The 9,194-nt window shown below is 62.0% G+C and carries 9 protein-coding genes; 5 read left to right on the top strand and 4 right to left on the bottom strand.

All coding sequences use genetic code 11. From position 1 onward, the window contains the following. Positions 1-586: substrate-binding domain-containing protein (locus HX846_RS24930; RefSeq protein ID WP_178966295.1), on the bottom strand; the 586-nt coding region annotated here is incomplete at its 3' end. 153 nt (positions 587-739) lie between these two features. Between HX846_RS24930 and xylA the strand changes: the two genes are divergently transcribed. The 5 genes from xylA to HX846_RS24905 all read left to right on the top strand — a co-directional run bounded on the left by xylA (position 740) and on the right by HX846_RS24905 (position 6,151). Next, the gene (gene xylA / locus HX846_RS24925) at positions 740-2,056 is read left to right on the top strand and encodes a xylose isomerase (RefSeq protein ID WP_003219661.1); all 1,317 of its coding nucleotides are present in this window, start codon (positions 740-742) and stop codon (positions 2,054-2,056) included. 57 nt (positions 2,057-2,113) lie between these two features. Then, positions 2,114-3,115, top strand: a complete 1,002-nt coding sequence (gene xylF, locus HX846_RS24920) for a D-xylose ABC transporter substrate-binding protein (protein ID WP_008436026.1) — start codon at positions 2,114-2,116, stop codon at positions 3,113-3,115. Between the two features lie 68 nt (positions 3,116-3,183). Continuing rightward, a complete protein-coding gene (gene xylG / locus HX846_RS24915) occupies positions 3,184-4,743 on the top strand; it encodes a D-xylose ABC transporter ATP-binding protein (RefSeq protein WP_178966294.1) in 1,560 nt (519 codons plus the stop codon). After that, positions 4,744-5,880, top strand: a complete 1,137-nt coding sequence (locus HX846_RS24910) for a sugar ABC transporter permease (protein ID WP_003219656.1) — start codon at positions 4,744-4,746, stop codon at positions 5,878-5,880. It begins immediately after the preceding gene. Between the two features lie 91 nt (positions 5,881-5,971). Then, positions 5,972-6,151, top strand: a complete 180-nt coding sequence (locus tag HX846_RS24905; protein WP_032899468.1) for a hypothetical protein — start codon at positions 5,972-5,974, stop codon at positions 6,149-6,151. Positions 6,152-6,192: 41 nt separating this feature from the next. Here the strand turns inward: HX846_RS24905 and HX846_RS24900 are convergent, their stop codons facing one another. From HX846_RS24900 to HX846_RS24890, 3 genes are all read right to left on the bottom strand, one after another. Continuing rightward, positions 6,193-7,779 carry a GMC family oxidoreductase gene (locus HX846_RS24900; protein ID WP_178966293.1) on the bottom strand — a complete coding sequence of 529 codons (1,587 nt, stop codon included), beginning with the start codon at positions 7,777-7,779 and terminating at the stop codon, positions 6,193-6,195. Positions 7,780-7,828: 49 nt separating this feature from the next. Further along, positions 7,829-8,710 (bottom strand): sugar phosphate isomerase/epimerase, encoded by an 882-nt coding sequence (locus HX846_RS24895; RefSeq protein WP_178966292.1) that lies wholly within the window; start codon positions 8,708-8,710, stop codon positions 7,829-7,831. Next, positions 8,694-9,194, bottom strand: a 501-nt coding sequence (locus HX846_RS24890; RefSeq protein WP_306173149.1) for a glycoside hydrolase family 3 N-terminal domain-containing protein, incomplete at its 5' end; no start/stop codon positions are given. The genes HX846_RS24895 and HX846_RS24890, both read right to left, overlap by 17 nt.

Raw genomic sequence — 9,194 nt, 5'->3', positions numbered from 1 at the left:
CGTCGCTGACCGCGATGATGCCGATGGGTTTGGGCAGGCTGTGCAACCAGGCAATTTGTTGCTCCACCGCCGAGTCCCACAGCGGCGCGCTGGTGCCGAGCCCGCGATACACCTCCACCGGCAAGCCATCGCGCTCCAGCAGGCGGCGGAAGGCTTTTTCGCGCTCCTGGGCCCAACGGTTGATATCGGCTTCAGGCAGGCTGAAACAGGCAAAGCGCGTCAGCCCGGCTTCGATCAGGTGTTCATAGGCCAGCTTGATCAAAGCAAAATTGTCAGTGGCCACATACGGAGTATGCCGTGGGTAAGCCCGCTCATCCTCATAAGACCCGCCCACCGCCACCACCGGCACATGCACACCCGCCAACGCGGGGCCCATCGCCGGGTCGTCGAAGTCGGCAATGATCCCGTCGCCATGCCAGCGCTCGATACCCTTGAGCCGGCAGACGAAGTCCTCTTCCAGGAACAGATCCCACGACACCCGCGTACTGCTCAGGTAGTTGCCGATCCCGGTGATGATGCCGCGATCATAGATCTTGTTGCCATTGAACAGCAGGGCAATCCGGTGCACAGGCGGGACAGTTTTCACAGGGGCGGCTCCATGCGATATGTCGAGCCACTATGCGCGCAAAACCACTCAAAATCGAACCCTGCTCTGGTGATTTTCATAATCGGTTGGCCGGGGGCCGTTGCTAGTATCGAGGCAAGGTTAACGTGCACTCATAACAACAAGGATCTGGCGATGCCCTACTTTCCCGCGGTCGAAAAAATCCTCTATGAAGGCCCCGATAGCGACTCTCCCCTGGCCTTCCGGCACTACGATGCAAACAAGCTGATCCTCGGCAAACCGATGCGCGAGCACCTGCGGATGGCCGCGTGTTACTGGCACAACTTTGTCTGGCCCGGCAGTGACATGTTTGGCTCCGGCACCTTCCAGCGGCCCTGGCAGCAACCGGGGGAAGCCCTGCAAGTGGCACGCGGCAAGGCCGAAGCGGCGTTCGAGTTTTTCTCCAAGCTGGGCATCGACTACTACAGCTTCCACGACACCGACGTGGCTCCCGAAGGCGCAAGCCTGGCGGAGTACCGCGACAACTTTGCGCGGATGGTCGACCAGCTCGAAGGCCATCAGGAACAGACCGGTATCCGGCTGCTGTGGGGCACTGCCAACTGCTTCAGCAACCCGCGCTTTGCCGCCGGCGCCGCCAGTAACCCGAACCCGGAAGTGTTTGCCTATGCGGCGGCCCAGGTGTTCAGCGCGATGAATGCCACCCACCGTCTCAAGGGCTCCAGCTATGTGTTGTGGGGCGGCCGCGAAGGCTACGAGACCCTGCTCAATACCGACCTCAAGCGCGAGCGCGAGCAACTCGGGCGGTTCATGCGCATGGTGGTCGAACACAAATACAAGATCGGCTTCACCGGCGAGCTGTTTATCGAGCCCAAGCCACAGGAGCCCACCAAGCACCAATACGACTACGACAGCGCCACCGTGTTTGGCTTCCTGCATCAGTTCGGCCTGGAGAAAGAGATCAAGGTCAACATCGAGGCCAACCATGCCACCCTCGCCGGCCACAGCTTTCACCATGAGATCGCCACCGCCGCATCCCTGGGGATTTTCGGCAGCATCGACGCCAACCGTGGCGACCCGCAGAACGGCTGGGACACCGACCAGTTCCCCAACAGCGTCGAGGAGCTGACCCTGGTCACCTACGAGGTACTCAAGGCCGGTGGCTTCAAGGGAGGTGGCTACAACTTCGACTCCAAGGTACGCCGCCAAAGCCTCGACGAAGTGGACCTGTTCCATGGCCACGTGGCCGCAATGGACGTGCTGGCGCTGTCCCTGGAACGTGCCGCCGCCATGGTGCAGAACGACGCCCTCGAACAGTTCAAGGCCCAGCGGTATGCCGGCTGGGACCAATCCTTCGGGCGTGCCGTGCTTGGCGGCGACTTCAGCCTGGCGTCGCTGGCCGAGCATGCCTTCAGCCACCAACTGAACCCACAAGCTGTGAGTGGCCGCCAGGAGATGCTCGAAGGCGTAGTGAATCGCTTTATCTACCCATGACCGCTACGCTCCAGGTCCAGCAGTGCGTCTAAACAACAATAAAAGGGACTCACCATCATGAAACACCTGAAAACTGTCTTGCTCACCAGCGCTCTGGCACTGCTTTCCAATTCGGTCATGGCCGACGCGGCCCATCCGAAAATCGGCTTTTCCATCGACGACCTGCGCCTTGAACGCTGGGCCCGCGACCGCGATTATTTCACCGCCGCCGCCGAACAACTGGGGGCCAAGGTCTATGTGCAGTCGGCGGACGCCAACGAACAGCGGCAGATCTCGCAGATTGAAAACCTGATCTCCCGGGGCGTCGACGTGATTGTGATCGTGCCGTTCAATGCCACGGTGCTGAACAACGTGGTGGCCGAGGCCAAGAAAGCCGGGGTGAAAGTGCTGTCCTACGACCGCCTGATTTTGAATGCCGATATCGACGCCTACATCTCCTTCGATAACGAAAAGGTCGGCGAGATGCAGGCCCAGGGCGTGTTGAACGCGCAGCCTAAAGGCAATTACTTCCTGCTGGGCGGCGCACCTACCGACAACAACGCGAAGATCCTGCGCCAGGGTCAGATGAAGGTGCTGCAGCCTTCGATCGACAAGGGCGACATCAAGATTGTCGGCCAGCAATGGGTCAAGGAATGGAACCCCACCGAAGCCCTGAGCATTGTCGAAAACGCCCTGACCGCCAACAGCAACAAGATCGACGGCATCGTCGCCTCCAACGACGCCACCGCCGGCGGCGCGATCCAGGCCCTGGCGGCACAAAAACTCGCGGGCAAGGTGCCGGTCTCGGGCCAGGATGCCGACCTGGCCGCGATCAAGCGCGTGATCGCCGGCACCCAGACCATGACCGTCTACAAGCCCCTGAAGCTGCTGGCGTCCGAGGCGGCCAAGCTCTCGGTGCAACTGGTGCGTGACGAGAAACCGGCCTACAACTCGCAGTACGACAACGGCAGCAAACAGGTGTCGAGCATCCTGCTCAAGCCGACCGCGTTGACCAAGGACAACGTCAACGTGCTGGAAGAAGACGGGTTCTACACCAAAGCGCAAATCGCCGGGCAGTAAGCGTACGGCTCACTGCAGGGGCGGTTTGAGGCCGCTCCTGCCTTTTCGCTGTGGAATGAGTGCCCGCCATGTCCGACTACCTGCTGGAAATGAACAACATCGTCAAGACCTTCGGTGGCGTCAAAGCCCTGAATGGCATCGACATCAAGGTAAAACCCGGGGAATGCGTAGGGTTGTGCGGCGAGAACGGCGCCGGCAAATCGACCCTGATGAAAGTGCTGTCGGCGGTGTATCCCCATGGCACCTGGGACGGCGAAATCCTTTGGGACGGCCAGCCGTTGCGCGCCCACTCCATCGCCGAAACCGAAGCCTGCGGCATCGTGATCATCCATCAGGAACTGACCCTGGTACCCGACCTCTCGGTGGCCGAAAACATCTTCATGGGCCACGAGCTGACACTGCCCGGCGGGCGCATGAACTACCCCGCCATGATGCACCGTGCCGAAGCCCTGATGCGCGAGCTGAAAGTGCCGGACATGAACGTCGCCCTGCCCGTTTCGCAATACGGCGGCGGCTACCAGCAACTGGTGGAAATCGCCAAGGCCCTGAACAAGCAGGCGCGCCTGCTGATCCTCGACGAACCCTCCTCGGCGCTGACCCGCTCGGAAATCGAGGTGCTGCTGGACATCATCCGTGGGCTCAAGGCCAAGGGCGTCGCCTGCGTGTACATCTCCCACAAGCTCGATGAGGTCTCGGCCATCTGCGACACCATCGCGGTGATCCGCGACGGCAAACACATCGCGACCACGGCCATGGCCGAGATGGACGTGTCGCGCATCATCACGCAGATGGTCGGCCGTGAGATGAGCAACCTCTACCCCACCGAACCCCATGCGGCCGGCGAGGTGCTGTTCGAGGCGCGCAACATCACCTGCCACGACGTCGATAACCCGAGCCGCAAGCGGGTGGACAATGTCTCGTTCAGCCTGCGCCGTGGCGAAATCCTCGGCATCGCCGGGCTGGTGGGCGCCGGCCGCACGGAACTGGTCTCGGCGCTGTTCGGCAGCTACCCCGGGCGCTACCAAGGCGAGGTGTGGCTGGATGGCAAACCCATTGATACACGCACGCCGCTGAAGTCGATTCGCGCCGGGCTGTGCATGGTCCCGGAAGACCGCAAGCGCCAGGGCATCGTCCCGGACCTGGGCGTTGGGCAAAACATCACCCTGGCGGTGCTGGACCGTTTCTCGCACCTGACGCGCATCGATGCCGAGGCGGAACTGGGCAGCGTCGAGCAGGAAATCAAGCGCATGCACCTGAAGACGGCGAACCCGTTCCTGCCGATCACCAGCCTCTCCGGCGGCAACCAGCAGAAGGCCGTATTGGCCAAGATGCTCCTGACCAAACCCCGGGTGCTGATCCTCGACGAACCGACCCGTGGCGTGGACGTGGGCGCCAAATATGAGATCTACAAATTGATGGGCGCGCTGGCGGCCGAAGGCGTGTCGATCATCATGGTGTCTTCGGAGCTGGCCGAGGTGCTGGGGGTCTCCGACCGGGTGCTGGTGATCGGCGAGGGCCAGTTGCGCGGCGACTTCATCAACCAGGGCCTGACCCAGGAACAGGTGCTCGCCGCCGCCCTCAGCCAACCGAACGGGCATGACAATAATAATGATCGGAAGTCCGCGTAAATGAACCAGGTCAAACAGCTCTTCACCCGCTACAAAATGCTCGCCCTGTTGATCGCCGTGGTGCTGATCTGGGTGTTTTTCAGCTGGCAGACCGAAGGCGGTTTCTTGACCCCGCGCAACCTGTCGAACCTGCTGCGGCAGATGTCCATTACCGGCATCCTGGCCTGCGGCATGGTGCTGGTGATCATCAGCGGCGAGATCGACCTGTCGGTGGGCTCGATGCTCGGTTTGCTCGGCGGCGTCGCGGCGATCCTGGATGTGGTTTATCACATTCCCCTGCCGCTGAACCTGGCCATCGTCGCCCTCTGTGGCTTGCTGATTGGCCTGGGCAACGGCTACATGACCGCGTACCTGCGCATCCCCTCCTTCATCGTCGGCCTGGGCGGCATGCTCGCGTTTCGCGGGGTGCTGCTGGGCATTACCGGCGGCACCACGATTGCACCGGTTTCGCCACAACTGGTGTACATCGGCCAGGGTTACCTGCCGACAGTGGTCGGGGTGATTCTCGGCGTGTTGCTGTTCGGGCTGGCGATATTCCTGACCTGGCGCCAACGCCACAACCGCGCCCTGCACGGCTTGGCGCTGCCGTCGATGCTGCGCGACAGCGTGCGCGTGGTGTTGATCGGTTTCGTGCTGGCCGGCTTCGTCTACACCCTCAACAGCTACGACGGGATTCCCGTGCCGGTGCTGCTTCTGCTGGTGCTGCTGGGGGTGTTCAGTTACGTCACCAGCCAGACCGTCTTTGGCCGGCGCATCTACTCGGTGGGCAGCAACATGGAAGCCACGCGCCTGTCGGGGATCAACGTGCAGGCGGTCAAACTGTGGATCTTCGGGATCATGGGCGTGATGTGCGCCCTCGCCGGGCTGGTCAACACCGCGCGCCTGGCGGCGGGTTCACCTTCGGCGGGCAACATGGGCGAACTGGATGCTATCGCGGCGTGCTTTATCGGCGGTACATCGATGCGCGGCGGTTCGGGCACCGTGTACGGCGCCCTGCTCGGCGCACTGGTGATCAGCAGCCTGGACAACGGCATGTCGATGCTCGACGTGGACAGCTACTGGCAGATGATCGTCAAGGGCAGCATCCTGGTGCTGGCGGTGTGGGTGGATGTGAGTACGCGGACGGGGCGTCGTTGAGGTTGGGGCAATGGCATGGAGCTTGCTCTTGACCAGCAGGCGGCCGATATCGGCCTCGACTTGAGCAGAAACGACCCACGAGGCACATGCCATGCACAGTTTGTTCTTTGCAACCGCTCAGATGATCAACGGCCGCGTACAGTCCGTTGATTCCATGGACAAACATCCGGACCCTAGGGCAATGCCCCTTGAACTGCAGGCAAAGCTTGGCATCGCCCTTGGGCTGCTGGCCCTCGGCAGCTGTTTCGCGCTGTGGTTGATCGGTGCCTGAGCCTGCCCCAAAAAGAGGCCGGTGTTACCGCCCGGGCAACCCTATCGGGCGGTCCGGATCATGTCGGCAGCTTTTTCGCCGATCATGATGCACACCGAGTTGGGGTTGCCTGAAATCAGGGTCGGCATGATCGACGCATCGGCCACCCGCAACCCTTCGATGCCATGCACCTTGAGGTCCGGCCCCACCACCGCCCGCTCATCCACACCCATGCGACAGGTGCCGGATGGATGCAGTGCGGCGTGGGCTTCCTCGTGACAGAACTGCTTCATCGCTTCGCGCGAGCGCACGGTGGGTTCCGGCACATGCCGACGAGCCACGTAGGGTTTGAAGGCCGCCTGGGCCATGATCTGTTCGCCCACCAGGCAACCGTCCACCAGGCTTTCAATGTCGTACGGATCGGAAAAGTAGTTGGGCACGATGCGCGGCGGGGACATCGGGTCGGCGGAGTAAAGCTCCACATAGCCCCTGGACCTTGGCCGTATCTGCCCCAGGTTCAACGTGCAGCCATTGCCGCCGGGCACCGAATCCACACCCTCTTCGATGCCCGCGCCCACCACCATGAAATACTGGATATCCGGGTGCACCGCCGTCTTGTCGCCCCACCAGAACGCCCCGCCTTCAATCAGGTTGGACGCCGCCGGGCCTTGCCGGAACAACGCGTACTGCAACCCCGCCATAAGCTTCCACCACGGTTTTTTGTACTTGTCGTAGCTGTGGGGGCCAGTCAGCTCATACACCAGTGAGATTTCGATATGGTCCTGCAGGTTCTGCCCCACACCGGGCGAATCCTGAACCACTTTGATCCCGTGTTTTTCCAGCTGCTCAGCGGGCCCGATCCCCGACAACATCAGCAACCGGGGTGAGTTGATGGCGCCGCAGGACAGGATGATTTCCTTGTCGGCGTGCATCACCTGGCGCACGCCCTTCTCCAGGTATTCGATGCCGACGGCCTTGTTGCCCTGCATCAGGATACGCAGCACCCGGCAGCCGGTCTTCACCGTCAGGTTCTTGCGCGACTTGGCCGGCGCCAGGTAGGCCACGGCGGCACTGCTGCGAAAGCCGTTTTTGGCGGTGATCTGGTACAGCCCGCAGCCCTCGGGCTGGCCTGAGTTGAAGTCTTCGTTATAGGGCAATCCAAACTGCTGGCAGGCCCGCAGCCAGACTTTGGTCAAGGGATGGATATTGATCGGGTCCGACACCCCCAACGGCCCGCCGACACCGTGCACCTCGTTGCAGAACCGCTCGTTGTCCTCGGCCTTTTTGAAGTACGGCAACACGTCTTTATACGACCACCCGGCGGCGCCCTGTTCGGCCCAACCGTCGTAGTCGGCAGGCACGCCACGGATATAAATCATCGCATTCACCGAGCTGCCGCCCCCGAGCACGCTGGCCTGGACCATGGTCGGCGTTTCGCTGCGGTGCTGGTCCTCGGTCGGCTCCCACGCATAACGCTTGAGCAGCGGGCCCTGGGCGGTCTTGTAGTAGGCGCCGGGAATATGGATGTAAGGGCTGCGATCCCGCGGGCCTTCCTCGAACAGCACCACCGACGCTCCCGCATCCTCACTCAGGCGCGATGCGACTGTGCAGCCCGTGGAGCCGCCCCCGATTACGATGAAATCCACCATGACAACCTCAGATCTTTTTAGTATTCAGCCAGTGTCGAAACGCGCGTTATCAACCGACCAGGCCGGTTAACAGCGTCTTCAATTGTTGGGCGACGGCGTAGCTGTTTTGCTGCTGCTGTTTTTTGCAGAACAACTCACAACTCCACCACCCGGCGTAACCGGTGGCCTTTACCGCGGCGGTCCACTCGACCAGGTCGAGCACGCCGCTGCCGGTGGGCACATCACGCAGCACCTCCTCATTCGGGATACCGCCTTCGAAGGCCAGTGAGTCGCAGACATGCACGCCGTAGATCACGTCCTTGTCGAGCCGGGCGACGTCCGCAGGGGTCACGCCGCTGGTAAAGCAATGCCAATAGTCGATCACCATCTTCACGTTGCTGCGCCCGGTGCGCTCAATCAGCTGCAGTTGGTGATCCAGGGTGTTGAGCGGCGTCCAGGACAAGGCTTCGAGGTAGAGCAGCAGACCGTATTGCCGGGCCACATCGGCCAACTCCGCCAGGTTGCTTGCCGTGCGGGCGTACTGTTCGGCTTGATCCAGGCCCAGCAAGCCTGAGTAATGCAGGCTCTTGCCGGTCGCCTGAAAATCAATCACCGCCTGTACATTGATCGGACCGGTGAGGACCTGCACGCCTTTGGCGCCCACCAGATTGGCCAGCTCAAAGAGCCGCCGGGCTTCCTTGAACAGGTCCTCGCGCTCGGCGCCCTGGCGTTCGATATCCCGCAGGTAGCCGATGCCGGTGACGGGCACATGCTTGAGCAGTGTTTGAAGGTCCGACTCGGTATAGCCGGCCTGCAGATACGCTTCCAGCTTGCCGCTGTTGATCTCCAGCGCGTCAAAACCCAGCGTCCGGGCGATGTCGATATCCATCGCCAGGGTCGAGTGTTTCGCAACGGTGGAATGCAGGGCGAGGACGTTATTTTGGGTTGCCATATGGCGCTCCTACGGTTGAACAGCGATCAGCCAAGGCACCAACGGCCAACGCCGCGGCGTCCAGCCGCGCTTGGGGCAAGAGGCCCTCGGCGACGGCGGCGACAATCGCCCGAACGATCTGCGGTACGTGGGGCATAGCCTTTGCGGAAATCAGTAATAAGTCGGCCCCGGCATTCAGCGCGGCCACTGCGACCTCGCCGAGGGACATCTGGCCGATGGTTGAGCGGTGATCGAGGTCGATGGTCATGACCAGCCCCTTGAAGCCCAACTCCTGGCGCAACACGCCGATCAATTCAGGCGACACCGAGGCTGCCGTGGGCGGTGCGCATGCGGCGAATATCGCCGGACCCATCATCACCGCATCGGCGCCAGCGTCGATCCCGGCCTGAAACCCGGGCCAGAAGGCCCGCAGTTGCTGCATGGACTCGCTGACCACCGCCGTTTCAGTCGACGGCTGCTGAAACAGCACCGGGTGCCCGGGGAA

The sequence above is a fragment of the Pseudomonas sp. K5002 genome, from assembly GCF_013386655.1.
Classification (GTDB): Bacteria; Pseudomonadota; Gammaproteobacteria; order Pseudomonadales; family Pseudomonadaceae; genus Aquipseudomonas.
The sequence above is the reverse complement of the archived record's forward strand: the minus strand, read 5'-3'. Positions and strand labels throughout refer to the sequence as shown.